The sequence below is a fragment of the Stenotrophomonas sp. WZN-1 genome (assembly GCF_002192255.1).
Lineage (GTDB): Bacteria > Pseudomonadota > Gammaproteobacteria > Xanthomonadales > Xanthomonadaceae > Stenotrophomonas.
Genome location: NZ_CP021768.1, coordinates 4,112,812 through 4,138,428, shown reverse-complemented (window position 1 = coordinate 4,138,428; position 25,617 = coordinate 4,112,812). Strand labels below are relative to the sequence as shown.

The window sequence follows — 25,617 nt, the reverse complement described above, 5'->3', positions numbered from 1 at the left end:
CGGCCTTGACCGGCTCTGCCGTATAGTCGCGCGCAGGCGCGGTGGTCCGCGCGAACCGGTGTGGCTGGCGTGTCTTCTTTCCTGCGATCGATCCGTGCACGGGGGCCTTGGTGGGTCCTGCTGCTGTGCACTGCCTTCCTGCTGTCCGCGCCGGTGCTGGCGCAGGACGAGGACCCTACGCCCAAGCAGCAGCTGGCGGATATCGATTCCAGCCTGAAGGATGTGGAGCGCAAGCGTGGCGATGCGGAAGCCATCGAGACGCTGGCGATGCTGTCCGAGAATGCCTCGCAGGCACGGCGCGATGCCGAGGCGCTGGAAAAGGCGCTGCAGCCACAGCTGGATCGCCTCAACGAACAGCTGGCGCAGCTGGGGACGCCGGCAGAAGGCACGACCGAACCGCCGGAACTGGCAACGCAACGGCGCGCCCTCACCAAACAGCGCGACGGCCTGGCCGCTTCGGTGGCGCAGGCCAAGGCCAGCGCCGTGCGTGCGCAGCAGCTGGCGACCGACATCGAGCAGCAGCGCACCGCACAACGCACGGAAGAACTGGGCCAGAAGGTCGCCTCGCCGCTGTCGCCTGCGCTGTGGAGCAAGGTGGCCGAGCGCCTGCCGATCGATATCGCGCGCGTTGCGCCGTTGGCCCAGCAGGGGCGCGACGCGCTGGTCGCTGGTGTCCGGGCCAATGGCTGGGGCACACCGTTGCTGGGCCTGCTGGCCGCGTTGGTGATGATGTTCCCGCTGCGGCTGTGGCTGCGCGCGCTGGGACGCAGGTTCGCCGCGTCCGAGCGCGCGCCTGACGGTCGACTGCGCCGGTCTGGCCTGGCCATGTGGCTGCTGCTGGTGGGTACGCTGCTGCCCGGTTATGCGGTGGTGGTGCTGATGGCGGCGCTGGATGCCATCGATGCGATCGCGCCGCGCCTGCAGGTGGTGGCCGACGGGCTGGAGACCGCCACGTTCCGTGCAGCCTTCATTGCAGCGCTCAGCGCCTGCCTGCTGGTGCCCAAGCGCCCGTCGTGGCGGCTGCTGAACCTGGACGACACCGCCGCGCTGAAGCTGCGCAAGTACGCGTGGGGCGCGGCGGCGCTGGCCTGGCTGAGCACGGTGCTGGTGGCCCTCGACCAGGCCACGCGCACCAGCGATGTCACCACGGTGGCGCTGGATGGCCTGATTGCGCTGACCTACCTCGGCCTGATCATGGCCATGCTGGTGACCCTGGCGCGCCTGCATCGGCGGCAGACCGCCGAGGCCGAGGCCAAGCTGGAAGCACAGGCCGATGGCCTTGGCGTGAGTACGCCAGTGCGCCGCAGCAGCTGGCTGGTACTGGCACGCGTGGCGGGCAACATCGCGGTGGTGGCGGCCATCGTTGCCACGTTGCTGGGCTATCTGAATTTCGCCAAGTTCGTGAACCAGCAGTTGATCGGCGGCAGCATCGTGGTGTTGGCCGCGACGTTGTTGTTCAAGTTCGTCGATGACCTGAGCACGTGGATGCTCAACGCCGAAAGCAAGGTCGGCCAGACCATCCTGCTCAGCACCGGCCTGAGCGTGTCGCGGCTGGAGCAGGCAGGCGTGCTGCTGTCGGCGGCATTGCGCACGATTGTCGTGCTGCTCGCACTGCTGGCGCTGGTGGCGCCGTTTGGCAACATCGGTGCGGTGGTGGAGCGCTTCTCTTCGCTGTTCACCTCAGGATTCGATGTCGGTGGAACGAAGCTGGAACCGGTGCGGATCGTGCTGGCGGTGCTGGTGCTGCTGGCCGGCCTGGCGATCACCCAGCTGGTGCAGCGCTGGCTGACCGACACCTACCTGCCCAAGACCGAGCTGGACCTGGGCGCACGCAACTCGGTGAGTACGGTTGCCCGCTATGTGGGCATCATCATCGCGGTGATCTGGGCGCTGTCGGCGATGGGCCTGCAGCTGAGCAAGCTGGCGTTGCTGGTCAGCGCGCTGTCGGTGGGTATCGGCTTCGGCCTGCAGGTGATCACGCAGAACTTCGTCTCCGGCCTGATCCTGCTGGCCGAGCGTCCTGTGAAGATCGGCGACTGGGTGAAGCTGGGTGACCAGGAAGGCGACATCCGCCGCATCAGCCTGCGCTCGACCGAGATCCAGGTGGGCGACAAGTCCACCCTGATCGTGCCCAACTCCGAGCTGGTCACCAAGACCGTGCGCAACATGACGATGGGCAACAACCAGGGCCGCATCCAGATCCAGTTCGCGGTGCCGCCCAGCACCGATGTCGGCAGCCTGCGCCAGGCGCTGCTGGATGCGTACACCGCGCACACCAACGTGCTGCAGCAGCCGGCACCGACGGTCTACATCGACAGCATCGCCGGTGGCCAGATCACCATCAACAGCTTCGCGTACGTGGCCAGCCCGCGGCAGGTGTACGGAACCCGCAGCGATCTGTACTTCAGCCTGCTGCAGATCCTGGCCGAGCGGAGCATCCAGCTGTCGACCCCGACCGACATCCACATCACCCGCGATCCGCAGGAGTAGGGGTTTCTTTGCAGGGCTGCGCCCTGCACCCGCTACGAGCCGGGGCAAAGGCAACAGCGACAGCAACAGCGGGCATTCCGTGGGATGGCGGGGTGGGTCCGGTTGCGGGAGACGCCGTAAACCCATCCCTGGGGGCTTGGCCGCGGCATCCATGCCGCGGACACTCCCGCAACCGGACCCACCCCGCCTTCGACAGTTTGCTGCGGTCTGTCGGAATTGCTCTCGGGGTCAGATCCGTTTTCCGGAGGAAAACGGATCTGACCCCATTTTGATTTTCGATATCTGACAGATTGTTTCGACCAAGGTCGACACCCACCAACAGCACACGAAATCTGTCAGAGGCGGGGCGGTGTCGGAGTGCGGGGTGTCAGCCGCATGGATGCGGCTGACACCCCGCACTCCGACACCGTCCCGCCAAACCACGGAATGCACGCCGTTGCCGTTGCCGTTGCTTGTGCTTTGGCTGTTGCTTCGGCAGGTGCAGGGCGCAGCCCTGCAAAGAACCCTACCCCCGTGGTCGGCTGCGCGAGGGCACCAGTGCGAACGTATCCACCGCCAGCTTCTCGGCGTGGTTCAACCACGCGCGGATCTCCAGATCATCCACTTCGTGGTCCAGCCCGAACGACACGTTGATCTTGCCGTTGGCATCGGGCTGCACCCACTGCTGGGCCAGCACCACCTTGCGCTGCGAGGACACCGCCTCGATCCAGAACCCACGATCCGGGCGCGTGCTCGCCACCAGCTGCAGCATGTACTGGCCGGCACGGGTGCGGCGGCCCTTCTGGGTGATCATGTGCGCTTGGCGCACGCTCGGGCGCGGGCCCTGGAATGCGTCCAGCGGTGCATCCACCGCGATGCCGCCGCGCAGGTCGTTGTCACGGTACAGCTTGATGCCGTTGTCGCGGTTGACGAGCAGGGCGCACCAGTCGCCGTCGGCCGAGCCATCCTCGAATGCGGTGCAGCGGTCGACGTAGGCCAGGGTGTTGTCCGGATTGGCATCATCGAACTGGCGCGAGGTGTTCTCCAGGTACACCGACTTCAACCCCCAGTCCTTGTCGTACTCCAGCAAGACCGGTGGCTGCACGTGCTGCAGGCCGACCACCACCTGGTCATCGCCATCGATCTTCAGTTCGCGTGTCGGTTCGCCCAGCCACAGTGAACGGGCGAAGGCCAGGTACTGCGGGTAATCGCGGCCACCATCGCGCTGGGTGGCCACGCTGGCGCTGGGCGCGCGCTGGGTATCGATCAGCGAACGGCCAAAGCCCATCGTCTTCAGGTTCGGGTCCAGCAGGCTGAGCAGGGTCGCACCCGAATCCAGGGTGGTACCGGCGTCGGCGCTGAGCTGCTGGGGGGCAATGCCATCGCCCAGGAACAGCAGCAGGTTCTCGCGCTTCTGCCGGGTCAGGATGTGGGTCAGATCGTTGGGCATCGCCAGGTGGTCGGAGGCGATCACGATCAGCGTGTCCTTGGCGTACGGGCTGGCCTGGATGCGCTGCACCAGCTGCGAGATCAGCCGGTCGCTGCACTTGAGCGCATTGAGCATGTTGATGTTGCCGTACTCGCTCTGGTAGCGCTCGCCCTTGCACGACACCGGCAGGTGGCCGGCCGGGTGGTGGGTGTCCATGGTCAGCGTGGTCAGCATGAACGGTGAGCCCGCACGCGAGAGCTGTTCGAAGCGCTGGTAGGCGGTGTCCAGCAGCACGTCGTCGTGCACGCCCCAGGCCGAGTAGTGGATGCGGCCGATCTTGTTCTGCTGCTTGAACCACGCCAGGTCATGCACTTCGTCGAAGCCGTGGCTGGCCAGGAACTGGCCCTTGCCGGCGAACTGGCCGTTGGCACCACCCAGGTAATGGTTGGTGTAGCCCTGCTGCTTCAGGTAATCGCCCAGGCACACCGCCTTGGGCAGGAAGCTGCCCATGCGGTCCATGCTGTTCTCATCGCCCTGCGAAGTGGTCAGCGGCACGCCACACATCGACGACACCAGGCCGGCGATGGTCCAGCCGCTGCCTTCGGCCGAGGCCAGCCCGCGCACGTCCAGCGACTGGCTGGCGAGGCGATTGAGGTTGGGCATCAGGCCCGGGAACACGTTGTCGTCCAGGTAAGTGCGTTCCAGGCTTTCGCCGTAGATCCAGACGATGTTGCGCGGACGCTGCAGCGGCTGCGTCGGCACCTGGTACTCGGGGGCGATGCGGGCGAAGTCGACCGGACGCAGTTGCTGGTACAGGCGCTGGCCGTCGCGGGCCAGCGGGCTGATCATGATCGTGGCCACCCACACGGCCGCGAAGCCGGCGAACAACGCGCCACCGTGGCTGGGCCGGCGCCAGCGCTTCACCCGCGTGGCGAACAGCGGCAGCAGCGAGACCAGCGCCAGCACGATGAAGCCGGCGATATAGCCCTTGAAATCGGAGACACCGGCGCCTTCCATGTCGGCGCCCAGGTGGTACAGGGTGGCGGCATTGAGCCCATCACCGGACAACTTGTCGATCAGCCACCACGCGCTGAGCATCAGCAGCAGCAGCGAGAACGCACCGGCCTTCCACCACACCCACTTGTCGGACGCGAGGAACAACCAGCACAACAGCAACAACGACAGCAGCAGTATCCAGAGCATAGGCAGCTTCGGCAGTGACGGGGTGGTGGTGATGGACGTCGTACCGACGCGTGTCCATCCGACCGGCGCTGCCACAAGCACATGCACATGACAGGCCGATGACCCGATAGTGCATGCACGAACCTGACTGAAATGTTTGTTGAAATGACGCGCGCGCAATCGCGCTCAGAAGGTAAAACGAGCGTGAAAGGCTTCGTTGGATTGCATTAAAAACCGCATGAATACGGATGTTTTCGTCGATGTACTAACGGTGCCCGCGTTCTTCGCGTGCCCGCGCACGACGGTCGAACAGCAATGCGCTGGTCACAATGCCCAGGCCGAGCACCACGCCGATGAACAACAGGATCAGGGCGATGAGCGGGTAGCCGAACAGGTGCCAGCCGGTGTCGATCTTCATCATCATCGCGGCGGCCATGATCAATGCCGCACTGATGATGCCGGCCGCCACGCGGTTGGCGATCTTCTGCAGGTTCTCCATCAGCCGCGATTCTTCCAGGCCGGTGACCTTCATCTGCAGGCGGTTCTCGGCCAGCAGCGCCATGATGTCCGACAGCTTGCGTGGTCCATCGCGCAGCAGCTGCTGCAGCTCCATCGCCTCGCTGGCGATGTTGGCGGCCGACAGCGATTTCTTCAGGCGTGCGCGCATCACGTGCTGCAGCTGGCGCTCGACGATGCGGCGGGTGTCCAGTTCGGGCGCCAGCAGCCGGCATACGGTTTCCAGGTTGAGCAGGGCCTTGCCCAGCAGGCTCAGCTCCGGCGGGGTGCGCAAGCCGCAGGCGGTGGCGATGCGCACCATGTCCAGCACCACGCGGCCTTCGGAGAAACTGCCGCTGGCGGCATAGCGCGCAATCAGCTGGCCGGTCTCGCGCAGGTAGCGCTCTTCATCGAATGCCTCCAGCCGCGTGCTGATGCTGATCAGGTCGTCGGCCACCTCTTCGCCGCGGCCATCGACGGCAGCGAACAGGATCTTCAGCAGCCGCTCGCGCAGGCGTGGCGGCATGTGCGCGACCATGCCCAGGTCGAAGATCGCCAGCCGTCCGTCGGGCATCACCCGCAGGTTGCCCGGGTGCGGGTCGGCATGGATCTCGCCATGCACGAAGATCTGGTCCAGGTAGCCGCGGATCAGCGCCGCCGCCAGCGGGTCCATCGATTGTTCGGTGCGGCGCACATCGGGAATCGCATCCACGCGCACGCCGGTGGCCAGTTCCATGGTCAGCACGCGTTGGCTGCTGTAATCCCACAGCGGCTGCGGTATCCATAGGCGGCGGAAAGGCTTCAGGTGCCGGCCGAAACGGGCCAGGTTCTCGGCCTCGGCGTGATAGTCCAGCTCCTGCATCAGGGTCTTGGCGAACTCGTTGAGCCAGTCGCGCAGGCGCACGCGTCGGCCGACCTGGGTCAGGTGGTCGGCGGCCAGTGCGAAGCTGCGCAGCGCCTCCAGGTCTGAACGAAGCTGTGCGGCCACCTCGGGCTTCTGCACCTTTACCGCCACCTGGCGGCCATCGTGCAGCACCGCGCGATGCACCTGCGCGATCGAGGCACAGCCCAGCGGCTCGGGATCGAACGCGGCGAACAGCTTGTTCACCGGCGCGCCCAGTTCCTGCTCGACGATGGCGTGAATGCGCTCGACCGGGATCTCGGCCACCTTTTCCTGCATGCGCTCCAGCGCGGTGGCGAATTCCACCGGCACCATGTCCGGGCGGGTGGACAGCATCTGGCCCAGCTTGACGAACGTCGGCCCCAGCGCTTCCAGGTCGCTGACGAACTGTTCCGGGTTGCCATCGGCGGGCACGTCGGCCTGGTTGCTGGCGGCGTCCAGGTTCATGCCCGAGAACACGCCCGAATGGCGGTAGCGCATCAGCAGGCGCAGGATCTGGCTGCGCCGGTTCATTCCTTTGACCAGCGGAGGGTTGCCATTGGCGGTGGGCGGATTGCTCAAGCGGAACTCCTTGCAGACGACGGCCGGTAGCGGCGGGCCATGCCCGGCGGAACGGGATCACGCCCCAGTCTGGCCGGGGCGGGGTCGTCACGTGGTGAACCCGATATCTTCCGCAGTCCATGCCGGATCGGTCAGAATCCGCTCATTCCCTTTCTTGGATGCCCCATGGCCGGTGCCAGCCTGTTCGCCCTGCTCGACGATATCGCCTCCCTGCTCGACGATGTCTCGGTGCTGACCAAGGTCGCGGCGAAGAAAACCGCCGGCGTGCTGGGCGACGACCTGGCGCTGAACGCGCAGCAGGTGACCGGGGTCAACGCCAACCGCGAACTGCCGGTGGTGTGGGCGGTGGCCAAGGGCTCGCTGGTGAACAAGGTGATCCTGGTGCCGGCGGCGCTGGCGATCAGTGCGCTGGAAGCCTGGCTGCACAGCCGTGGCTGGAACGTGCCGCTGATCGTGCCGCTGATGATGATCGGTGGCGCCTTCCTCTGCTTCGAGGGCGTGGAGAAGCTGGCGCATCGCTTCCTGCATTCGAGCGACGACGATGCCGAACGCCAGGCCGAGCGCCGCAAGGCGCTGGCCGATGCCGAGGTGGACATGGTTGCGTGGGAGAAGGACAAGGTGAAGGGCGCGATCCGCACCGACTTCATCCTTTCGGCCGAGATCATCGTGCTGACCCTGGGCGTGGTCGCCACCGCGCCGTTCACCAACCAGATCCTCACCCTGAGCGTGGTTGCGCTGGCCATGACCGTGTTCGTCTACGGACTGGTGGCAGGCATCGTCAAGCTCGATGACGTTGGCCTGTATCTGTCGCGCAAGGGCGGCGCCATTGCCGCCTTCGGTCGCGGCCTGGTGGCGTCGGCGCCGTGGCTGATGAAGTTCCTGTCGGTGGCCGGCACCATCGCCATGTTCCTGGTCGGCGGCGGCATCCTGGTGCACAACGTGCCGGCGCTGCACCACGCGGTGCAGGCGCTGGGCGGCGAGGGGCAGTGGGGTTGGCTGATCGGTGCTGCGGCCAACATGGTGGTCGGCATCATCGCCGGTGCCATCGTGCTGGCGGCGGTGACCGGGTTCCAGAAGCTGCGCGGGAAGTAGGCGGCGGATTCTCCGGTAGAGGCCGACCTTGGTCGGCGCTTTGTTTCCGCGTGTGCCAACCAAGGTTGGCACCTACCAAAGCGGATTGCGGTGGGGCGGACGATCAGCCCGCCTGTACCCGGTTCTTGCCTTGCCGCTTGGCCGCATACAGCGCGTCGTCCGCGCGGCGCAGCAGGGTCTCGGTATCGTCGCCGGGCTGCCATTGCGCCAGCCCGGCACTGAAATGCACCGGCACGCGCTGGTCCTGCACGGTCAGCACGCGGTGCGCCAGTGAACGCTGCAGGCGCTGCACGGTGGCCATGCTGTCGGCGCCCTGGGTCTCCGGCAGCACCAGCACGAACTCGTCGCCACCCAGCCGCGCGATGCCATCGGTGGCGCGCAGCAGCAGCTTGCATACAGCTACCAGGTGCTGCAGCAGTGCATCACCGCCAGCGTGGCCATGCGCATCGTTGGTCTGGTGGAAATCATCCAGGTCGATCACCGCCACGCCCAGTGGCGAGTTGTTGCGCGCGGCGCGGGCCAGCTCGCGTTGCAGGAGTTCGTCCAGGCCACGGCGGTTCAGCGCCTGGGTCAGCGGGTCGATGCGTGCCAGGTCACCGGCCGCGCGCAGTTCCTGCTCCAGCTCGGTAATGCGTTGCTCGGCGCGTTCCACTTCCTGCCGTGCGTTGGCCAGGTGATCGCGCGCCTGCGCGGCCTGCTGCTGCACCTTGCCGGTGTCGCGCATCACGTCCTGCAGCAGCTGGTTGAGGTCGGCGATGCTGCGTGCCTCGCGCAGCTGCAGTGCGTAGCTGCCGATGCGGTCGTGATATTCGCCGGTGCTGGTGGCCATGCCATCCATGCGCTCGATGAACTCGCCCATCAACCCGCGCATCGCTGCCTTCGAATCGTCGATGCCCTGGCGCAGCAGGCCCTGCTTGTAGATCACTTCGCGCAGCTCGGCACGGGTACGTTCCACCGCTTCGGCTTCCAGCGGTCCGTCCAGCAGGTGGCGCACTGCGGCAATCTGGCCCTGTAGCCAGCTGCGGTCGTCCAGCAGCTCGCTGACGTTCTCCAGCAGCAGTGCGAACAGCTCCAGCAGCAGCGCCTGCTGCTCCTGCCAGCTCTCGGCGCGCACGCCGACCTGGTGGCCGAGTTCGCGCACGCCCTGTTCGATCGGCTCCAGTGCGGTGCCCGGTTGCCACTGGCGCAGCTGCATGGCAAGCGTCTGCGCCTGCTCGCGCAGGTCCGGGTCGTGCTGCAGCAGGGCCACCACTGCGCCACCCAGCAGCAACCGCAGCTGTTCGGACAGGCGCAGGCTTTCGGGTTGCCCGTCCGGCGAATGCTGCTCGATGGTGCGGATGTACTTGTCGATCAGCTGCCGCATCGCGCGCCCGTAGCGCGGCCAGTCAGCGCTGGCCTGTGCCGACTGCAGGCGGTCGCCCATGTCGCCCAGTTCGCCGGGCAGGGTGGCCATGCCGTTGGCGAACGCGGCCAGCAGCGGCTCCGGCGCGTCGGCCCCGGCGAACAGCTGCTGCAGGGCCACGCCACCGCCACCCTGCAGCACCACGCGGTCGCCCTGCCCGTCATCCACCACCGCGCGCACGCGTGCCGGCGGCCCAAGGGCGGTACCGGGGGCAGGGCGGTGGTCGGGCTGGTCCGTCATGGAGCAAATCCTGGGGCTGGCAGGGACTGGTTCCAGCATATCGGCGCGGCCGCCGACGGCTTGAACGGCTAGGATGGGCGACAGGATGCCGCAGTGGAGGTGGTGATGCGCGTGATGTTGCTGGGGGCGACCGGGCTGGTTGGCGGGCTGACCCTGCGCAGGCTGCTGGATGACCCGCGCTGCAGCGCCGTGGTCGCTCCCACCCGCCGCCCGCTGGGCGTGACCCAGGGGATGCTTGAGAACCCGGTGCTGGCCTTCGATGCGTTGCCTGCCTCGCCCGAGTGGGCGAGTGTGGACGCGGTCATCTGCGCGCTCGGCAGCACCATTGCACAGGCCAGCAGCCGCGAGGCCTTCCACCGTATCGACCACGACTACCCGCTGGCATTCGCCCGGCTGGCGCAGGCGTGGGGTGCGCAGACCTACGTGCTGAATTCCGCAGCCGGTGCCAACCCGCAATCGTCGATCTTCTACAGCCGGGTGAAGGGCGAGCTTGAGCACGACCTGCGTGGGCTGGGCTTCGCCTCCTTGACCCTGGTTCGCCCGGGGCTGATCGGCGGCGAGCGCAACGAGGTGCGACGTGGCGAGCGCCTGGCCCTGGCAGTACTTGGCGCGCTGGGGCCGGTGTTGCCACGCGCGTGGCGGATCAATCCGGCCAGCGAGATTGCCAACGCACTGGTCGAGGCCGCGCTGGCCCCGCAACCGGGTGAGCACGTGGTGGCATCCAGGGCACTGGCCGCCTGATGTCGCGTGCGCTGCGCCTGACCCAGCTTCAACAGCTGCTGCGCCGCCATCGGCGGCCGGTAGCCGGGCAGGTGCTGGCCGAAGCGCTGGGCATCAGCCTGCGCACGCTGTACCGCGATATCGAGACCCTGCGCGAGCAGGGCGCCGACCTGCGTGGTGAGGCTGGCGTCGGCTACCAGCTGGCACCGAGCGATACCCTGCCGCCGATGACCCTGCCACCCGCGGAGATCGATGCATTGGTGCTGGGCCTGCGCTGGGTTGCGGCCCGCACCGAACCCGCGCTGGCCGAGGCCGCACGCGATGCCCTGGCCCGCATCGCGCATGTATTGCCTGCCGCGCGGCGCGAGGCACTGCGTGACAGTGGCCTGCGCGTGGGGCCCTCGCGTGCGGCAGCCAAGGTACCCGCTGCGCGCCTGCAGGCCGTGCGCGAAGCGGTGAGCACACAACAACGACTGCAGTTCGGCTACCAGGATGCGCAGGGCCAACGTACCGAGCGCATCGTCTGGCCGTTCGCGCTGGGCTATTTCGATGAAGTTCCGATGCTGGCGGCGTGGTGCGAAGGCCGCGAGGACTTCCGCCATTTCCGGCTGGACCGCATCCGCCAGGTGCGTGCACTGGAAGATCACTATCTCGTACCGCGCGCCACCCTGCTGCGGCGTTGGCAGAAGGCGCAGGGCATCGCACCGGACTGGCTGGACTGTTCGTAGCGTCGAGCTTGCTCGACTGCTTCTGTGCTTCGCTTCCTGCTTCTGGGGGAGGTCGGCCTTCGCACTTTGCTCCTGGTAGGGGTCGAACTTGCTCGAACGCCTTTGATCTTCGCGAACAGCAGTCGAGCAAGCTCGACATCTACCAGAGCAACGGCAACAGCAGTCGAGCAAGCTCGACATCTACCAGGGCAAGGGCAACAGCAGTCGAGCAAGCTCGACATCTACCAGGGCAAGGGCAACAGCAGTCGATCATGCTCGACGCTACTGACAGAATCTGTCAGCAGGCCGGTACCACCATGAAGCCTCCCAACAACGGAGGTTCCCCATGTTCACGCCCAGCACCCTGCTGCAGTATGTACGCGACGTCGCCACCAGCGCCACTTTCTACAGCGGCATTCTCGGCAAGCCACCGGTCGAGCAGTCGCCCGGCTTTGCCTTGTTCCTGCTCGGCGATGGCGCTGCGCTGGGGCTGTGGCAACGCGACGACGTGCAGCCGCCGGTGTCCGCACAGGCCGGTGCTGCCGAACTGGCGATGGTGGTCGCCAACCCGGAGGCCGTGCAGCGGATGCACGATGCGTGGCGCGGGCTCGGCGTGCGGATTCTGCAGGCACCGGTGACATTGGAATTCGGCCACACCTTCGTCGGTGCCGATCCGGATGGCCACCGCCTGCGTGTGTACAGCCGCGCCGAAGGCATGGTCGCGCGCGATTGATCGCCCGCATTGTGTAGATCCACGCCATGCGTGGGTGCGGAAAAGAAACGCCGGGCACTGCCCGGCGTTTTTCCCATTCATGTGCCAACCAAGGTTGGCACCCACCTGATCAGCTGGCCAGCGCCAGGTCGTCCATCATCGCGCGCAGGAAGCGGGCCGCTTCGCCACCGGTGGCCGCGCGGTGGTCGAAGGTGACCGACAGCGGGATCACCTTGTGTGCTTCCACGCCGCCCATCACCGGGGTCATCTGGTGGCGGGCACGGCCGGCACCGACGATGGCCACGCACGGCGGCACCACGACCGGGGTCGCGTAGCGGCCGGCGAACATGCCGAAGTTGGACAGCGAGATGGTGTAGCCGCTCAGTTCCGAGGCCGCGATCGAACGCGCTTCCACCTGCTCGCGCAGGCGGTTGACGCCTTCGCGGATGCCGCGTGCGTCGAGCATGTCGGCATTGCGCAGTGCCGGCACGAACAGGCCGTCGTCGGTGTCAACGGCAATGCCGATATCCACCTGCGCGTGCAGGGTGCGGGTCAGCGCTTCACCGTCGAACCAGGCGTTCATCGCCGGCACCTTCTGCGCGGCGACCACGATCGAACGCACCAGGCGCGCGGTGACGTCGTTGCCCGGCAGCCAGGCGTGGATGTCGGCATCGTCGTTCAGCGTGGTCGGCACGACCTTGCTGTGCGCATCGGCCATCACGCGCGCCATGTTGCGGCGAACGCCCTTCAGCGGTTCCGGCTGGCCCTTGGCGACCACGCCTGGCGGCTGGGTACGCATCGGCTTGCCGGCAGCAGACAGCGGGGTGCGCGCTTCGCTCTGCACCGGGGCCGACACCTGCGCCGGGGCCGGCGCGGCATAGGCAGCCGCGGCAACCGGTGCCGGCGCGGCGCCGAGCTTGGCGGTGCCGTTGGCGGCGGCCTGCTTGACGTCGGCCATGGTGACCGCGCCATCGGTACCGGTAGCGGCCACGCGGCTCAGGTCTACGCCCAGCTTGCGCGCCATCGCACGCACGGCCGGCACGGCCTTGACGCCACCGACGGCCAGCGCCTGTTCGGCGTGCACGGCATTGGAGCTCTGCATCGCACCGACCACGGTACCGGCGTCATCACGCTCGGCAGCGGCGGGCTTGGCTTCTTCTGCGGCCACCGGTGCGGCAGCAGCGGGAAGCGGCGGCGGCGTCGGTGCAGCGGCAGGCGCTGCGTGACCATGGCTGTGGCCGGTGTCCTGGCCATCGGCGCGTTGCGGCAGGTTCGGGTCCAGCTCGAAGCTGGCCAGCACCGAACCTGTCGGGATGATGTCGCCGGCAGCGCCGGACAGCTTCAGCACCTTGCCGGAGAACGGCGAGGGCACTTCGACGACGGCCTTGGCGGTCTCCATCGAGACCAGCGGCTCGTCCAGCTTGATCACATCGCCTTCCTTGACGAACCACTCGACGATGGTCGCGTCCGGCAGGCCTTCGCCCAGGTCGGGCAGGTTGAAGTTCTTGGTCTGGCTCATTTGCAGTTCTCTTCCAGCAGTTCCAGTTCGCGGGCCGGCAGCCAACCCGTCGCGCCATTGGCGCGCTCGGACCACCACCACCCGCCGTGTTCGTGATGAAGCTTCACCATCTCGCCGCTTTCCACATCCAGCTCGCGGGCGTCGTAGTCGCACAGCGCTTCGGCGCGACCCTCGTCCAGCAGCTGCAACCAGGCGATGGGCGCCCATCCAGCGCGCCCATCGTTGGTGCGTACCCAGGCAAACGCCGGCCATTCCTCGTCACGGACACCTACTTCGACGATCTGGCCGGTGTGGAACCGGAGCGGGTTGGGATACTGGCTGCGGTAAGCCCCCAGAAGGCGGGCCCGCATGTCAGCCGGCCGCCACCGCGCGCTTGGCCGCAGCCACGATCCGCTCAACGCTCGGCAGGTACTTCATTTCCAGGCGGAACAGCGGAATGTGGGTGTCGTAACCAGTGACGCGCTCGACCGGGGCCAGCAGGTCGTAGATCGATTCCTCGGCCAGGCGCGCGGCGATCTCGGCGCCGAAGCCCGCGGTCTTCGGGGCCTCCTGCACGATCACGCAACGGCCGGTCTTGGCCACCGATTCGGCGATGGTGGCGAAGTCCAACGGACGCAGCGTGGCCACGTCGATGACTTCGGCACTGATGCCTTCACCGGCCAGCTTGTCGGCCGCTTCCAGCGCTTCCTTCACCTGCGCGCCCCAGGTCACCAGGGTCACGTCGGTGCCGTCGCGCAGCACGAAGCAGACGTCCAGCGGCAAGGCTTCGCCGTCGTTGACGACCACTTCCTTGTACTGGCGGTAGATGCGCTTGGGTTCCATGTAGATCACCGGATCCGGCTCTCGGATCGCGGCCAGCAGCAGGCCGTAGGCACGCTGCGGCGACGACGGCAGCACCACGCGCAGGCCCGGCACGTTGGTGAAGATCGCCTCGTTGGCTTCGCTATGGTGTTCCGGCGCGCGGATGCCACCGCCCCACGGCACGCGCAGCACCATCGGGCAGTGCAGGCGGCCACGGGTGCGGTAACGCAGGCGGGCGGCGTGGCAGACGATATGGTCGACCATCGGGTACATGAAACCGTCGAACTGGGCTTCGGCCACCGGCTTCATGCCCTGTGCGGCCAGGCCGATGGTCAGGCCGGCGATGGTGGTTTCATCCAGCGGGGTGTCTAGGATGCGCTCGGAGCCGAAGCGCTGCTGCAGGCCGGCGGTGGCGCGGAACACGCCGCCGTTGACGCCCACGTCCTCGCCCAGCACCAGCACCGACGGGTCGTGCTCCAGCTCCCAGGCCAGTGCCTGGGTGATGGCTTCGATCAGGGTGATGGGGGTGGTGGTCATGCTGTCTTCTCCGCGCGCGACAGCAGCGCTGTCGGCGGCGTTGGTGTGCGCGCCGGGCGCGCCGTTCTTGATCTCATCCATGGCGCTTCTCCAGGGCGATCGCCTGGGCACGCTGGGCCAGCAGGTCCGGCGGCGGATCGGCATACAGGAAGTCGAACATCGCCTCGACCGGCTGCACCGGCGTGTTGAGGTACAGGTTCACTTCCTCGTCCACGCGCGTGCCGCACTCGGCGACCCAGGCGGTTTCCTCTTCTTCGCTCCACACACCGGCGTTGATCAGGTACTTGCGCAGGCGCAGCATCGGCTCGCGCTGCCAGGCATCCTTCACTTCGGCGTCGTCGCGGTAGCGGCGCGCGTCATCGGCGGTGGTGTGGTCGGACAGGCGGTAGGTCATCAGTTCCAGCACGGTGCCGCCGTCGCCGGCCAGCGCACGTTCGCGCGCCTGTTCCATGGCGGCCAGCACCGCGATCAGGTCGTTGCCGTCCACCTGCAGGCAGTGCAGGCCGCCGGCCAGGCCCTTCTGCGCCAGCGTCTCGGCACCGGTCTGGGCCGAACGCGGGACCGAGATGGCCCAGCCGTTGTTGACGATGCACAGGATCAGCGGAAGCTTGTAGGCGCCGGCCGAATTCAGTGCCGCGTAGAAGTCGGTCTTGGAGCTGCCGCCGTCGCCGCACACCGCCACGGCGATCTGCGGTTCCTTGTTGAGCTTGAACTTCAGCGCGGCGCCTGCGGCATGCAGGCACTGGGTGGAGATCGGCACGCAGAACGGGAAGTCCTTGGCCGCGTTGCCGCCGTAATCGTTGCCGCGCTCGTCGCCGCCCCAGTACATCAGCACGTCGTGCGGGCGCACGCCACGCATGAACATCGCGCCATACTCGCGGTACGAAGGCGCGAACACGTCGTCCTTCTTCATCGCAGCGCCGATACCCACGTGCGCAGCCTCATGGCCCAGGCAGGCGGCATAGGTGCCGAGCTTGCCGGTGCGCTGCAGCGCAATGGATTTGCTGTCGAACGTACGTACGAACAGCATCTGCTTGAACAGCGGTACCAGGACCTTGGGGTCGCGCAGCGACGCGGGCAGGTCATCGCGGACGAGCTTGCCGTCCGCGTCCAGGTACTGCAGGTATTCGATCTTGAATTCAGCGGCAACCGTCATTGCGTACTGCACCTTCGACAGAGAAGTTACAAATGATATGAATCGCCATGTTAAGGAACGCGTACGGAATAGCCTTCCTGCGCCGCAACACGGGGATTCCCCGTTTTACCCCTGCCGGCGGGTGGGGGGCCAATAACAACAACGTATTCAGTCGTTGCTGCAAAGCATCAGAATACGCCTCTGGCTGACCCCCGGCACAACGGCCTGGACGGTTCCACGCGCAGGCCCGGCACCGGCAGATGCTCCACGACCAACCGCACGCCCCGGTATGGACCCGGCGGCTGCCAGCGCGGCGGCAACGCGCTACCCTTGCCGCCCCCGATCTGGTCCCGCCCATGTCCGTCGACAACAACCAACGCGATCTCGAAGCCGGCATCCACACCGACCTGCAGGGACGCCTGACCTACGGCGGCTACCTGCGGCTGGACCAGCTGCTCAGCGCGCAGCAGCCGCTGTCCAGCCCGCCGCACCACGACGAGATGCTCTTCATCATCCAGCACCAGACTTCGGAGCTGTGGCTGAAGCTGCTTGGCCACGAACTGCGCGCGGCGATCGGCTTCCTGCAGCGCGATGAGGTCTGGCAGTGCCGCAAGGTGCTGGCGCGCAGCAAGCAGGTGTTGCGCCAGCTCACCGAGCAGTGGTCGGTGCTGGAAACGCTGACCCCGTCTGAATACATGGGGTTCCGCGACGTGCTGGGCCCGTCTTCGGGCTTCCAGTCGCTGCAGTACCGCTACATCGAGTTCCTGCTGGGCAACAAGAACGCGCAGATGCTGCAGGTGTTCGAGCACGACCCGGCCGGGCAGGCGCAGCTGCGCATCGTGCTGGAGGCGCCCAGCCTGTACGAGGAATTCCTGAAGTACCTGGCCCGCTTCGGCCATGCCGTGCCGGCGGTGTATGAATCCCACGACTGGACCCAGCCGCATGTGGCCGACGACGCACTGCAGCCGGTCTTCGAGCGCATCTACCAGGACACCGACCGCTACTGGCGCGAGTACGCGCTGTGCGAGGACCTGGTGGACCTGGAGACCGCCTTCCAGCTGTGGCGATTCCGACACATGCGCACGGTGATGCGCGTGATCGGCTTCAAGCGCGGCACCGGCGGCTCGTCCGGGGTGGGCTTCCTGGCCAAGGCGCTGGAGCTGACCTTCTTCCCCGAACTGTTCCAGGTGCGCACCAGCCTGCAGGCGGCGCCCCCGGCGGAACGGGGCTGACCCCCATTCAGCTTGGGCCCCGGCGATTGGCTGGATCGTTTCAGATGCAAGTTCAGCGAGCAGGCCGTGACCTGCCTCAAACGGCGTGTATTTGACGTGAACGCCAGAAGTCGGTGATCCTCGCGCGTTGCTCCAACTGCACAGCGGACGTGCTCGTCATCCACCGAACCAGGAAATCCGCATGAGCGTAAACGCCACTGCGAACACCCCAGAGCCGGCGCTGCCGGACTTCAAGACCACGCTGGGCCACCCGCGCCCGTTGTGGATGCTGTTCATGACCGAGTTCTGGGAGCGCTTTGCGTTCTACGGCATCCGCTGGGCCTTGGTGCTGTACATCGTCGCCCAGTTCTACAACGGCAGCGCTGCCGGTGAAGGCGACGCCAGCCGCATCTACGGCGCCTACCTGGCCCTGGTGTATGCCGCGGCGATCTTTGGTGGCTACGTGGCCGACCGGGTACTGGGCTACCAGCGCTCGATCCTGACCGGCGCGATCATCATGGCCGCCGGCCTGTTCATGATCTCGCTGCCGCAGGAGCACATCTTCAAGCTCGGCCTGGCCACGATCATCGTCGGCAACGGCCTGTTCAAGCCCAACATCTCGACCATGGTCGGCAAGCTGTACGGGCTGAAGGATGAGCGCCGCGACTCGGGCTTCACCATCTTCTACATGGGCATCAACATCGGCGCGATGATCGCCCCGGTGCTGACCGAGTACCTGGCCCGCAAGGTGTTCGGTACCGATGCGATGCCGTCCTACAAGGTCGTGTTCATCGCTTCGGGCGTGGGCATGCTGATCTCGCTGGTGTGGTTCTACATCGGTCGTGCCGGCCTGAAGGGCATCGGTGCACCGCCGGCCGGCGCTGAAGGCTTCGGCCGCATCATCATGGTGCTGGCCGGGGCCGTGGTCGCCATTCCGGTTGCGTACTTCCTGCTGGCCACCGGCGCCACCGCGCTGGCATGGATCCTGGGTGCGATGTTCACCGCCCTGGCCATCCTGCTGCTGGTCGAGGGCGTCCGCGAGGGCAAGGTGCAGCGCGACCGCGTGATCGCCATGCTGATCATCTTCGCCTTCAACGTGATGTTCTGGATGTTCTTCGAACAGGCTGGCAGCTCGTTCACCTTCCTGGCCGAGAACATCGTCAACCGCCAGTTCGGTGACTGGACCTTCCCGACCGCGTGGTTCCAGTCGGTCAACTCGGTGGCCATCATCACCCTGGCGCCGATCATCGCCTGGATTTGGGTGGCCATGGGCCGCGCCAATCCGTCCATCCCGCGCAAGTTCGGCCTGGGCCTGCTGTTCAACGGCGCCGCCTTCGCGCTGCTGATGTTCGCCCTGTCGCAGATGGTCGTGGACGGCAAGATCCCGTTCTGGACCCTGTTCATGGTCTACGTCATCCAGTCCGTGGGTGAGCTGTGCCTGTCGCCGATCGGCCTGTCGATGGTGACCAAGCTGGCCCCGGTGCGCCTGGTCGGCTTCGGCATGGGGGGCTGGTTCCTGTCCACCGGCATCGGCAACAACCTGTCGGGCATCTTCGCTGGCGTGGTCAGTGGTGAAGGCGGCATGACGGTCGAGTCGGCCCTGAAGGGGTATACCTTCGGGTTCTGGGCCCTGATCGGCTCCGGCGTGGTGCTGTTCCTGGTCGCCCCGCTGATCAACAAGCTGATGCACGGCGTCAAATGATGATGAGAGGGTAGAAGGCATGCGTAGCAAGCTCGGTACGGCGGTAGTGGTGGTCTGTGCGGCGCTGATCGGCGCCTGTTCCCAACCGCAACCGCCTGCCGCTGCCGAGCCTACGCAACCCCTGGATACCCGACCCACCGAGCCACCGGTCGCTGACCCCAGCGAACCGGTGGCCTCGGGCAACACCCCGGTGGCGGCGGACATCGCCGCCATCGCCGGGCTCGGCGCGCAGTTCGACCCGGCCCGCGACCCCGCCGACGATCTGGCCACCGCCAAGGTGGAAGCCCAGCGCGGCAAGAAGCGCATCCTGCTCGAGGTCGGCAACGCCGCCTGCGATCGCTGCCGGGCGCTGGACGAAGTGGTGGAAGGCAACGGCGACCTGCGCCGCTTCCGCGATGCCCACTATGTGTGGGTGAAGGTCAACGCCAGCGACGAACAGCCCAACGCCGCCTTCTTCGCCCAGTACCCGGTGATGGAACGCGACTACCCGTACCTGCTGGTGCTCGACGCCGATGGTGGCCTGCTGGTGTCGCAGGCGACCGGCGAGCTGCGCAGGGGCGAAGCTTTCCAGCCCGCACGCGTGACCGCGTTCCTCAAGCAGTGGGCACCTGACCGGTAGTGCCGGCCGCTGGCCGGCAACCCTGATGGGTGCCACCTGCTGGTCAGCATGCTCTGGTGGATGCCGACCGTTGGTCGGCACTGAGGCACATCCACGCATGGCGTGGCTCTACTGCGCGCGCCGTCACACTCTCTGAATCGGCGTCTCAACTTCACCGTGAGCACGCCGTTACCGGCAAGGACCTCAGTCGACGCCCCGTCGACGCAACCTACCGGAACGCCCATGCACAGCGACCACGCCGAACGATTGCCCGAACCTGCCAGCAACCTGGCAGAGGCTGGGGCAGGCGAGGGCGTGACCCTGCCGCCGCAGGAGGCGCTGCTGGATGACGCCGGTACCGGCGAGGAGACTGTCGAACTGGCACCGCCACGACACCGCCTGCCGCAGATCGCGCTGCCCGACAACGTGGTGCTGAAGGGCGCGGTGCAGAAGCTGGTCGAGCAGAAATCGCGATTGGACGCGTTGGCTGCCGAAGGCCAGCTGGCCGGGTTGCTGCCGCCGGAATGGCAGGGCCATGGCGTGCGCGCGATCGAACTTTCCACCTTCATCCAGGGCGTGTTGCCGTTCCTGCAGCCGGGCGAGCGTGGCGAGACCGGGCCCGCCCGCCTGCCGGTGCGCCACGTGCTGGGGGACGACAGCCGCTGGGGCTTGGACGATGTCGCCGAACCGAAATCGCTGGCGTGGTATCTGGCCAGTGACGAACGCGCCACCGCCGGCAGCAAGGACGTGGCCGAGGCCTATCTGGTGGGGGCATTGGGGTTGGCGTGGATGCAGGAAGGGCGCAGCCGCCCGGGCTTCCTGCGTGCGATGGGCCAGGACAGTCTGGCCGCGCGGGTGACCATGCTCGGCTACCCGCCGGCCAACGAACTGGCGCTGTACAGCGTCACCGCGCACGGCCAGCCACAGATCTGGTGCGTGCAGGGTCGCCGCCGCATGCGCCCGCTGGTGGCACCGTGGCTGAGCGTGCCGCTGCTGACCGCCTACGGCGTGCCGGCCCCCGTCGCGTGGCCATCCAGCTTCCCGCCGGTGGAGGCGGTTGCGGAGCTGCTGGCAACCGCGCGCCTGGGACGCGCGCTGCCGGAAGTGGACCTGGGCAAGGTCGTGGCGAAGATCGCCGAAGATGCCGCGTCGGATGCCTGGCAACCGGTCAGCCTGCTGCAGCTCAACACCTGGTCACCGCGCTGGCACTTCTTCCTGGGCACCTTCGTCGGCCTGCCGTCGCTGCTGCTGGTGGCTGCCGCGCTGGCGCTGCCGGGGGCGGTCGAAGCGGCCACGGTTGCCGCCTCGCTCGGCTTCGCCGGCGGTGCCATCGCCGCGCTGGCCGTGCCCTGGATCCATGCACGCCGCAAGCACCTGAGCTGAAAAAAGGGGACGGAGGGGATTAAGTCGTATCACGCACACATGTGCTGATTGCGACTTAATCCCCTCCGTCCCCTTTTTCTTTCAGACCCCTTCGCCCATCCGCTCCAGGCCTTCGCCAGCCAGGCGCAGGATCAGCTTCTCCAGCACCTGCTCTTCCTCGTCGCTCAGCACCGACATCAGCTTGCGGGTGATCTCGATCACCATCGGCGCGATGGTCTCGTACACCTCGAAACCGGCGGCCGACAGTGCCAGCACCGAGCGGCGGCGGTCGTCGCCGTGGGTCTCGCGCTTGATGAAGCCGCGCTCCAGCAGGCGGGCCACGGCGCGGCTGACCGCCACCTTGTCCATCGCCGTGCGGTCGGAGACCTCGCTGGCCGAGGAGCCCGGGTACAGCGCCAGGATGGTGATCACCCGCCACTCGGGGATCGCCAGGCCGTAACGATCGCCGTACAGCTTGGCGATGTTGCCGCTGACCCGGTTGGACAGCACGCTCAGCCGGTACGGCAGGAACTGTTCCAGGTCGAGCAGGACGTGCGAGGCACGCAGGCGGGTCGAAACGGGATCGGCGGGGCTCATGTTGCGGTGCACCTTGCTGGTGGTTTCAAGTGTAACTATAAGGGGTGGGTCCAGACCCTGCATTCTCGCCGGGTCCCTACCTGCCCGCACCTGGTTTGTACCGATGCGGTACCGATTCGGAGCCACGCCATGAATACCGCAGTCCCGACCGCCTCGCATCCCAACCCCGGCATGCAGGTCACCACCTTCGAGAACCCGATGGGCATCGACGGCTTCGAGTTCGTCGAATTCGCCGCCCCGGCCGGCCGTGGCCAGGAGCTGCACGAGTACTTCCGGAAGATGGGCTTCAGCGCGGTGCTCAAGCACAAGCAACGTCCGATTACCGTCTATCGCCAGGGCGACGTCAACTTCCTGGTCAATGAAGACCCCGATTCGTTCGCCTCGGACTTCGCCGAAAAGCACGGCCCGTGCGCCTGCGGCTTCGCCATCCGCTTCAAGAAGCCGGGCGCGGAGGTCTACCAGACCGCGCTGGGCAACGGCGCCGAAGCCATCGCCTTCAAGCCGGACAGCAAGGCGGTCAGTGCGCCGGTCATCAAGGGCATCGGCGACTGCATGCTGTACCTGGTCGACCGCTACGGCAGCGCGGGCAGCATCTTCGACGGCGATTACGAGCCGATCGCCGGTGCCGACCTGCACCCGGTAGGCTTCGGCCTGACCTTCATCGACCACCTGACCCACAACCTGTACTTCGGCAACATGCAGCAGTGGTCGGACTACTACGAGCGTCTGTTCAACTTCCGCGAGATCCGCTACTTCGACATCAAGGGCCTGAAGACCGGCCTGGTGTCCAAGGCGATGACCGCGCCGGACGGCATCGTGCGCATCCCGCTGAACGAATCGTCCGACCCGAAGAGCCAGATCAACGAGTACCTGGACGCGTACAAGGGCGAGGGCATCCAGCACATCGCCTGCTTCACCGAGAACATCTACGAGACCGTCGAAGCGATGCGCGCGCAGGGCGTCGACTTCCTCGACACGCCGGAAACCTATTTCGACGTGATCGACCAGCGCGTGCCGAACCACGGCGAAGACGTGGCGCGCCTGGCGAAGAACAAGATCCTGATCGACGCCGATCCGGAAACCCACCAGCGCAAGCTGCTGCAGATCTTCACCCAGAACTGCATCGGCCCGATCTTCTTCGAGATCATCCAGCGCAAGGGCAACGAAGGCTTCGGTGAAGGCAACTTCACCGCGCTGTTCGAAAGCATCGAGCGCGACCAGATCCGCCGCGGCGTGCTGTAAGGTCATCGGTAGCGCCGGGCCAGTCCCGGCGCCTGCCCATCTTGTAGAGCCGAGCCATGCTCGGCTGCTTTCCGTTCCGGTCTCGCCGTACCCAGGAGCCCCCATGTCCCCCGCCATCACCGCCCGCGGCTACCAGTCCGGTTTCGGCAACGAATTCGCCACCGAGGCCGTCGCCGGCGCGCTGCCGGTCGGGCAGAACTCGCCACAGAAGGTGGCCCACGGCCTGTACGCCGAACAGTTGACCGGCACCGCGTTCACCGCGCCGCGTGGCAGCAATCGCCGCAGCTGGCTGTACCGGATCCGCCCGGCGGTGACCCATGGTGAGTTCACCCCGTTCGCGCAGTCGCAACTGCAGTGTGATTTCGGCGCACAGCCGGCCTCGCCCAACCAGCTGCGCTGGAGCCCGCTGCCGCTGCCGGCGCTGCCGACTGACTTCGTCGAAGGCCTGTACACGATGGGTGGCAACGGCTCACCCGATGCGCATGCCGGCGTGGGCATCCACCTCTACGCTGCCAACCGCGACATGGTTGGCCGCTACTTCTACGACGCCGACGGCGAACTGCTGATCGTGCCGCAGCTGGGCGCGCTGCGCCTGCTGACCGAGCTGGGCGTGATCGAGATCGAGCCGCAGCAGATCGCGGTGATCCCGCGTGGCGTGCGGTTCCGCGTCGAGCTGCCCGATGGTCCGAGCCGCGGCTACATCTGCGAGAACTATGGGGCATTGCTGAAGCTGCCGGACCTCGGCCCGATCGGTTCCAACGGCCTGGCCAATCCGCGTGACTTCGAGACCCCGCATGCGGCGTTCGAGGACGTCGACGGTGATTTCGAACTGATCGCCAAGTTCGAGGGCCGCCTGTGGCGTGCGCCGATCGACCATTCGCCGCTGGACGTGGTGGCCTGGCACGGCAATTACGCGCCATACCGGTATGACCTGCGCCGCTTCAACACCATCGGTTCGATCAGCTACGACCATCCGGACCCGTCGATCTTCCTGGTGCTGCATTCGCCCAGCGACACGCCCGGCACCAGCAACATGGACTTCGCGATCTTCCCGCCGCGCTGGCTGGTGGCGCAGAACACCTTCCGTCCGCCGTGGTTCCACCGCAACATCGCCAGCGAGTTCATGGGCCTGGTACATGGCGCCTACGATGCCAAAGCCGAAGGCTTCGTGCCGGGCGGCGCGTCGCTGCACAACTGCATGAGCGGCCACGGCCCGGACGCGCCCACCTTCGACAAGGCCTCCAATGCGGACCTGTCCAAGGCGGACGTGATCAAGGACACGATGGCCTTCATGTTCGAGACCCGCGCCGTCATCCGCCCGACCGCGCAGGCCCTGGCTGCCGGCCATCGCCAGGGCGATTACCAGCAGTGCTGGAACGGCCTGCGCAACAACTACCGGTCGTCCCGCTAGCGGGGTAGGTGCCGACCTTGGTCGGCACGGATCCTGACCGTATCCACGCATGGCGTGGATCTACCGGTTGCCGCTCTTGGTAGGTGCCGACCTTGGTCGGCACGGATTCTGATCGTATCCACGCATGGCGTGGATCTACCGAAGGGCGGTCGGGACGTGGAGCCGTAGATCCACGCCATGCGTGGATGATTCCCGCCGGAACCTGCGCTTACGCTACTTCGGCGAACGCGTCGCAATGCTCCAGCGGCAGCGCTTCCAGCAGGCGTTGGCGCACGCGCTGGCAATAGCCCTCCGAGGTCAGCCCGGGCAGCATCTGCATCGCCGAGTGCAGCACCTGCAGTACTTCACTTTCGGCGCGTGCCTGCTGCAGGTCGCCGAACAGCGCCGCCGCCTGCGGGTGGCGCTGCATTTCCAGTATGCCCAGCACGTAGATGCGCGCAGCTACCAGCGAGCGGCGGCGCTCCACTGCGGTGGCCAGGGTTGCCACAGGTGCCGCGGATGGTGGTGCGGGCGGAACCGGCGCTGCCGCGGGTGCCGGCGACGGCGGTGGGGTCGTGGCGGCGGTACCGGTGCTCAGGTAGCCGGCCTGCACCAGCTGGATGACCATCGCCGGAGCCTCGGGGCCGAGCAGCCCGGTCAGGTCGGCGATGCTGCGTTGGCCGTCGCACAGGATCAGCAACCGGCGCTGGCGCATGTCCAGCGGCGCGCGGTGGGCCTGCAGCGCGGTTCGGGCGAGATCGGTCTTGCGCGGTTGCATGGAAGGGACAGCCAAGTCGGTGCACGCCGAGCCTGAACGAAGGCGATGAAACCGCGATGACAATGCAGCGCCTGCACACGGGATGGGCTAGCGTGCAGCCACCTTCGTGCCAGGGAACCGCATCGATGAAGCACCTTCCGCTTGCTGGTCTGTTGCTGCTTTCGCTCACCGCCTGCGGCGGCCATGACAAACAGGGGGCAGCCGGCAGTGGCAGCGACACCCCGGCCGAAACCGCTTCGGCAACGGGGCCCGCGCAGTCGACGGATCCTGATCTGGCAGCCCGTCCAGCCAATGACCGCCGCGAAGACAGTCCCGCGCGCCTGGATGGATTCGCCGGTGCAAAGCTGGGCGCTGGTATCGCCGAGGTCCGCAGCGGCTTTGGCACACCGTTGCAGGGGCTGGGCACCGACGCCAGCGGCAAGCCGCTGCGGGCCGACGACGGCAATGACGGCTGCTACTTCCTGCGCCCGCAGGACGCCGAAGACCCGCGCCTGATGATCGAGGGCCGCAAGCTGGTGCGCTACGACGTGCGCAGCGCCGCCATCGCCGCACCGGGCGGCGGCAAGGTCGGCATGACCCTGGGCGAGCTGCAGGTGCTGTATCCCGAGCGCGGTGATGTCGGCCCCGACAAGTACGACGATAAGGCCCAGCACCTGCGCGTGCGTCCGGCGCAGGAGGGTGGGGCGGTGATCGATTTCGCGCTCGGTGCCGATGGCCGGGTGGGTGCCTGGCGCGTCGGGCAGACCCCGCAGGTCGATTATGTGGAAGGCTGTGGCTGATCCTTGATCCACGGCCCAGCCATGCGCGCGGGGCCAGCGTAGAATCGCGCCACGAC

General features: G+C 66.9%; 20 protein-coding genes and 1 pseudogene. 12 read left to right on the top strand and 9 right to left on the bottom strand.

The features are described 5' to 3' along the window. Positions 1-60 precede the first annotated feature (60 nt). The gene (locus CCR98_RS19325) at positions 61-2,490 is read left to right on the top strand and encodes a DUF3772 domain-containing protein (RefSeq protein ID WP_087923859.1); all 2,430 of its coding nucleotides are present in this window, start codon (positions 61-63) and stop codon (positions 2,488-2,490) included. 505 nt (positions 2,491-2,995) lie between these two features. Here CCR98_RS19325 and CCR98_RS19320 read toward each other — a convergent pair. Beyond that, a complete protein-coding gene (locus tag CCR98_RS19320) occupies positions 2,996-5,101 on the bottom strand; it encodes a phosphoglycerol transferase I (protein WP_087923858.1) in 2,106 nt (701 codons plus the stop codon). 244 nt (positions 5,102-5,345) lie between these two features. After that, a pseudogene (locus CCR98_RS19315) lies at positions 5,346-7,001 on the bottom strand (AarF/UbiB family protein); the annotation flags it as partial. 201 nt (positions 7,002-7,202) lie between these two features. Between CCR98_RS19315 and CCR98_RS19310 the strand changes: the two are divergent. Beyond that, complete coding sequence (locus tag CCR98_RS19310) at positions 7,203-8,129, top strand: DUF808 domain-containing protein (RefSeq protein WP_087923856.1); 927 nt, start codon at positions 7,203-7,205, stop codon at positions 8,127-8,129. 103 nt (positions 8,130-8,232) lie between these two features. On the opposite strand, the gene CCR98_RS19305 is transcribed toward CCR98_RS19310, so the two are convergent. Next, positions 8,233-9,771, bottom strand: a complete 1,539-nt coding sequence (locus tag CCR98_RS19305) for a GGDEF domain-containing protein (RefSeq protein ID WP_087923855.1) — start codon at positions 9,769-9,771, stop codon at positions 8,233-8,235. 105 nt (positions 9,772-9,876) lie between these two features. Here CCR98_RS19305 and CCR98_RS19300 point away from each other — a divergent pair, with 105 nt between their 5' ends. The 3 genes from CCR98_RS19300 to CCR98_RS19290 all read left to right on the top strand — a co-directional run bounded on the left by CCR98_RS19300 (position 9,877) and on the right by CCR98_RS19290 (position 11,931). Next, entirely contained in the window at positions 9,877-10,512 is a 636-nt protein-coding gene (locus CCR98_RS19300; protein ID WP_198361037.1) for an NAD-dependent dehydratase, read from the top strand. After that, entirely contained in the window at positions 10,512-11,219 is a 708-nt protein-coding gene (locus CCR98_RS19295) for a YafY family protein (RefSeq protein WP_087923853.1), read from the top strand. Before CCR98_RS19300 ends, CCR98_RS19295 begins: the two co-directional genes overlap by 1 nt. Positions 11,220-11,544: 325 nt before the next feature. Further along, on the top strand, positions 11,545-11,931 hold the full coding sequence (locus CCR98_RS19290; RefSeq protein WP_087923852.1) for a VOC family protein: 387 nt from the start codon (positions 11,545-11,547) through the stop codon (positions 11,929-11,931). A 109-nt stretch (positions 11,932-12,040) separates the two neighbouring features. On the opposite strand, the gene CCR98_RS19285 is transcribed toward CCR98_RS19290, so the two are convergent. From CCR98_RS19285 to pdhA, 4 genes are read right to left on the bottom strand one after another with little or no spacing between them, the layout of a single operon-like run. Beyond that, complete coding sequence (locus CCR98_RS19285) at positions 12,041-13,429, bottom strand: dihydrolipoamide acetyltransferase family protein (protein ID WP_087923851.1); 1,389 nt, start codon at positions 13,427-13,429, stop codon at positions 12,041-12,043. Then, positions 13,426-13,779 carry an SH3 domain-containing protein gene (locus CCR98_RS19280; RefSeq protein ID WP_005411349.1) on the bottom strand — a complete coding sequence of 118 codons (354 nt, stop codon included), beginning with the start codon at positions 13,777-13,779 and terminating at the stop codon, positions 13,426-13,428. The genes CCR98_RS19285 and CCR98_RS19280 overlap by 4 nt, the downstream gene beginning before the upstream one ends. A 1-nt stretch (position 13,780) precedes the next feature. Further along, positions 13,781-14,848: an alpha-ketoacid dehydrogenase subunit beta gene (locus CCR98_RS19275; RefSeq protein ID WP_198361036.1), complete on the bottom strand. Its 1,068-nt coding sequence runs from the start codon at positions 14,846-14,848 to the stop codon at positions 13,781-13,783. Then, complete coding sequence (gene pdhA, locus CCR98_RS19270) at positions 14,841-15,923, bottom strand: pyruvate dehydrogenase (acetyl-transferring) E1 component subunit alpha (protein WP_087923850.1); 1,083 nt, start codon at positions 15,921-15,923, stop codon at positions 14,841-14,843. The genes CCR98_RS19275 and pdhA overlap by 8 nt, the downstream gene beginning before the upstream one ends. Positions 15,924-16,258: 335 nt before the next feature. Between pdhA and CCR98_RS19265 the strand changes: the two genes are divergently transcribed. The 4 genes from CCR98_RS19265 to CCR98_RS19250 all read left to right on the top strand — a co-directional run bounded on the left by CCR98_RS19265 (position 16,259) and on the right by CCR98_RS19250 (position 20,796). After that, positions 16,259-17,134, top strand: a complete 876-nt coding sequence (locus tag CCR98_RS19265; protein ID WP_087923849.1) for a tryptophan 2,3-dioxygenase family protein — start codon at positions 16,259-16,261, stop codon at positions 17,132-17,134. Between the two features lie 181 nt (positions 17,135-17,315). Continuing rightward, positions 17,316-18,815, top strand: a complete 1,500-nt coding sequence (locus CCR98_RS19260; protein ID WP_087923848.1) for an oligopeptide:H+ symporter — start codon at positions 17,316-17,318, stop codon at positions 18,813-18,815. Positions 18,816-18,834: 19 nt separating this feature from the next. Then, positions 18,835-19,434, top strand: a complete 600-nt coding sequence (locus CCR98_RS19255) for a thioredoxin family protein (protein ID WP_087923847.1) — start codon at positions 18,835-18,837, stop codon at positions 19,432-19,434. Between the two features lie 222 nt (positions 19,435-19,656). Further along, entirely contained in the window at positions 19,657-20,796 is a 1,140-nt protein-coding gene (locus tag CCR98_RS19250) for a hypothetical protein (RefSeq protein ID WP_087923846.1), read from the top strand. 81 nt (positions 20,797-20,877) lie between these two features. On the opposite strand, the gene CCR98_RS19245 is transcribed toward CCR98_RS19250, so the two are convergent. Continuing rightward, positions 20,878-21,372, bottom strand: a complete 495-nt coding sequence (locus CCR98_RS19245) for a MarR family winged helix-turn-helix transcriptional regulator (RefSeq protein ID WP_042359011.1) — start codon at positions 21,370-21,372, stop codon at positions 20,878-20,880. A 129-nt stretch (positions 21,373-21,501) separates the two neighbouring features. Here CCR98_RS19245 and hppD point away from each other — a divergent pair, with 129 nt between their 5' ends. Beyond that, on the top strand, positions 21,502-22,614 hold the full coding sequence (gene hppD / locus CCR98_RS19240; protein WP_014038757.1) for a 4-hydroxyphenylpyruvate dioxygenase: 1,113 nt from the start codon (positions 21,502-21,504) through the stop codon (positions 22,612-22,614). Positions 22,615-22,717: 103 nt separating this feature from the next. Then, positions 22,718-24,025: a homogentisate 1,2-dioxygenase gene (gene hmgA / locus CCR98_RS19235; RefSeq protein WP_087923845.1), complete on the top strand. Its 1,308-nt coding sequence runs from the start codon at positions 22,718-22,720 to the stop codon at positions 24,023-24,025. 208 nt (positions 24,026-24,233) lie between these two features. Here hmgA and CCR98_RS19230 read toward each other — a convergent pair whose 3' ends face one another. Beyond that, on the bottom strand, positions 24,234-24,782 hold the full coding sequence (locus CCR98_RS19230) for a hypothetical protein (protein ID WP_087923844.1): 549 nt from the start codon (positions 24,780-24,782) through the stop codon (positions 24,234-24,236). Positions 24,783-24,907: 125 nt separating this feature from the next. Between CCR98_RS19230 and CCR98_RS19225 the strand changes: the two genes are divergently transcribed. After that, on the top strand, positions 24,908-25,561 hold the full coding sequence (locus CCR98_RS19225; protein ID WP_087923843.1) for a hypothetical protein: 654 nt from the start codon (positions 24,908-24,910) through the stop codon (positions 25,559-25,561). Positions 25,562-25,617 lie beyond the last annotated feature (56 nt).

Bases quoted from the DNA above. Each gene is read 5' to 3' on its own strand.
- CCR98_RS19320 (WP_087923858.1), bottom strand. From the start codon at position 5,101: ATGCTCTGGATACTGCTGCTGTCGTTGTTGCTGTTGTGCTGGTTGTTC.
- CCR98_RS19310 (WP_087923856.1), top strand. From the start codon at position 7,203: ATGGCCGGTGCCAGCCTGTTCGCCCTGCTCGACGATATCGCCTCCCTG.
- CCR98_RS19305 (WP_087923855.1), bottom strand. From the start codon at position 9,771: ATGACGGACCAGCCCGACCACCGCCCTGCCCCCGGTACCGCCCTTGGG.
- CCR98_RS19300 (WP_198361037.1), top strand. From the start codon at position 9,877: ATGCGCGTGATGTTGCTGGGGGCGACCGGGCTGGTTGGCGGGCTGACC.
- CCR98_RS19295 (WP_087923853.1), top strand. From the start codon at position 10,512: ATGTCGCGTGCGCTGCGCCTGACCCAGCTTCAACAGCTGCTGCGCCGC.
- CCR98_RS19290 (WP_087923852.1), top strand. From the start codon at position 11,545: ATGTTCACGCCCAGCACCCTGCTGCAGTATGTACGCGACGTCGCCACC.
- CCR98_RS19285 (WP_087923851.1), bottom strand. From the start codon at position 13,429: ATGAGCCAGACCAAGAACTTCAACCTGCCCGACCTGGGCGAAGGCCTG.
- CCR98_RS19280 (WP_005411349.1), bottom strand. From the start codon at position 13,779: ATGCGGGCCCGCCTTCTGGGGGCTTACCGCAGCCAGTATCCCAACCCG.
- CCR98_RS19275 (WP_198361036.1), bottom strand. From the start codon at position 14,848: ATGGATGAGATCAAGAACGGCGCGCCCGGCGCGCACACCAACGCCGCC.
- pdhA (WP_087923850.1), bottom strand. From the start codon at position 15,923: ATGACGGTTGCCGCTGAATTCAAGATCGAATACCTGCAGTACCTGGAC.
- CCR98_RS19265 (WP_087923849.1), top strand. From the start codon at position 16,259: ATGTCCGTCGACAACAACCAACGCGATCTCGAAGCCGGCATCCACACC.
- CCR98_RS19260 (WP_087923848.1), top strand. From the start codon at position 17,316: ATGAGCGTAAACGCCACTGCGAACACCCCAGAGCCGGCGCTGCCGGAC.
- CCR98_RS19255 (WP_087923847.1), top strand. From the start codon at position 18,835: ATGCGTAGCAAGCTCGGTACGGCGGTAGTGGTGGTCTGTGCGGCGCTG.
- CCR98_RS19250 (WP_087923846.1), top strand. From the start codon at position 19,657: ATGCACAGCGACCACGCCGAACGATTGCCCGAACCTGCCAGCAACCTG.
- CCR98_RS19245 (WP_042359011.1), bottom strand. From the start codon at position 21,372: ATGAGCCCCGCCGATCCCGTTTCGACCCGCCTGCGTGCCTCGCACGTC.
- hppD (WP_014038757.1), top strand. From the start codon at position 21,502: ATGAATACCGCAGTCCCGACCGCCTCGCATCCCAACCCCGGCATGCAG.
- hmgA (WP_087923845.1), top strand. From the start codon at position 22,718: ATGTCCCCCGCCATCACCGCCCGCGGCTACCAGTCCGGTTTCGGCAAC.
- CCR98_RS19230 (WP_087923844.1), bottom strand. From the start codon at position 24,782: ATGCAACCGCGCAAGACCGATCTCGCCCGAACCGCGCTGCAGGCCCAC.
- CCR98_RS19225 (WP_087923843.1), top strand. From the start codon at position 24,908: ATGAAGCACCTTCCGCTTGCTGGTCTGTTGCTGCTTTCGCTCACCGCC.